General features: G+C 60.4%; 4 protein-coding genes. All 4 read left to right on the top strand.

Annotated elements, in window-relative coordinates; genetic code table 11:
• The coding region (locus K288_RS49180; protein ID WP_244443497.1) for a flavin reductase family protein at positions 1 to 298 on the top strand (298 nt) is incomplete at its 5' end.
• Positions 299 to 332: 34 nt separating this feature from the next.
• Complete coding sequence (locus K288_RS0143375) at positions 333 to 635, top strand: hypothetical protein (RefSeq protein WP_027584866.1); 303 nt, start codon at positions 333 to 335, stop codon at positions 633 to 635.
• Between the two features lie 125 nt (positions 636 to 760).
• Positions 761 to 1,183 (top strand): transposase, encoded by a 423-nt coding sequence (locus K288_RS51950; protein WP_084800146.1) that lies wholly within the window; start codon positions 761 to 763, stop codon positions 1,181 to 1,183.
• Positions 1,177 to 1,494 carry an IS66 family insertion sequence element accessory protein TnpB gene (gene tnpB, locus K288_RS49185; protein ID WP_051335074.1) on the top strand — a complete coding sequence of 106 codons (318 nt, stop codon included), beginning with the start codon at positions 1,177 to 1,179 and terminating at the stop codon, positions 1,492 to 1,494. The genes K288_RS51950 and tnpB overlap by 7 nt, the downstream gene beginning before the upstream one ends.
• The last annotated feature ends 3 nt before the right edge of the window (positions 1,495 to 1,497 follow it).

Consider the following 1,497-nt stretch of genomic DNA (forward strand, 5'->3'; position numbering starts at 1 on the left):
GGCCGCCGGACAGCGCGGGCTGACGGTCAGTTCTGTTAGCTCGATCTGCATGGAGACGCCCTGCTTACTGGTCGGCATGAAGGCCAATTCGGAGGTTCACGAAACGATCCTCGCCAACGGTTTTAGCGTGGGTCTTCTCGGCAGCGATCTGGAGGACCTCGCGCTGCGTTTCGCCGGCCGGCATGGCGCAAAGGGTGTCCACCGTCTCGATACAGCCCCGTGGGAATCAGGCCTCCTCGACGTTATCGCGCGACTGAGTCTTCTTCCCGATCCGTCGTTAGGAACGAACTGCAGCTAGTCTAGGGTCATCTTCACAAATATGGAGCCGAGTCTTGATCATAGAATACTCCCCCGAACTGGGCGTGCACCTGGCAGAGCCGCTCGAATTTCACAGATTCAAGCTCGTCTTAAAAGGCGCAATTGCCGTTAATTCTCCAGCGTTGAAAGGGATCACGCTCCTCGACCGCGACAATGCCTTGGTCCCTGTTGATCTAGTGCCTACTTTGCCTGGCCGACCCAAGGACGATCCAACTTGGGACGCCGCCTACACAAAGATGGTCGCAAGCGCCCGCGAGCGCGGCTGGATTGACGCCAAATCAAATGCGATTCGCGCACACATCGAAAGAAAGTTCTGATCAGAAACGCTCCAACTCACCAAGAGGTAGCTCGAGCGTAAGCGGGGCTCCGAGGCCCATCAGATTGTTTGTGCGTAGACCTGTGAGCACCGTTAGAAGAGTCATCTTCTGCAAGGGTGCTCACAATGGACGACCATTCGGACGACATAAGACGACGGTTGTCGCCGCGTATCGAAGTGTACGCTGGCGCAGGCCGGAAGCAGTGGCCGGATGATTTGAAGGCACAGATTGCCGCGGAAAGCCTCGAGCCGGGGGCGGTTGTCACAGACGTCGCCCGTCGCCATGGCTGCCGGCCCCAGCAGGTGCATGACTGGCGGCGCCGGGCGCGTTCAGGTCAACTGGTGCTGCCGGCTTCGGCGGATACAGTTTCGTTCGTGCCTTTGGTGTCGGAAACGTCGATGCCGGCGGCTGCCGCGCCCTCCGGATCGCCGAAAGCTGCGGCTGTTACGGTTGAGTTCCTTGGGGCACGGGTGGAGGTGCGCGGAACGCCTGGGCTTGCCGTGCTGAGTGATGTGTTTGTGGCGTTGCGCCGGACACGTTCATGCTGACGGCTCCCGTAGGCCTCATGATTTACGTGGCGACCCGACCTGTAGACTTCCGGAAGGGCGCGGATGGCTTGGCGTTGTTGGCGAAGGAGACGCTGGGCCACGATCCGATGAAGGGCGTGGCGGTGGTCTTCCGTGCGAAGCGCGCTGATCGGGTGAAGATCGTCGTCTGGGATGGCAGTGGCCTTGTGCTGTATTGGAAGCGGCTTGAGAGCAGCGCCTTCAAGCGGCCGCCGGTTGTTGACGGCGTCATGAGGATGAACAGCGCGCAGCTGTCGGCGCTTCGTACGCACCCGAGCAAGGCCGCCTTGTGAAAA

The sequence above is a fragment of the Bradyrhizobium sp. Ai1a-2 genome (genome assembly GCF_000426245.1).
In the GTDB taxonomy this organism is placed as follows: domain Bacteria; phylum Pseudomonadota; class Alphaproteobacteria; order Rhizobiales; family Xanthobacteraceae; genus Bradyrhizobium.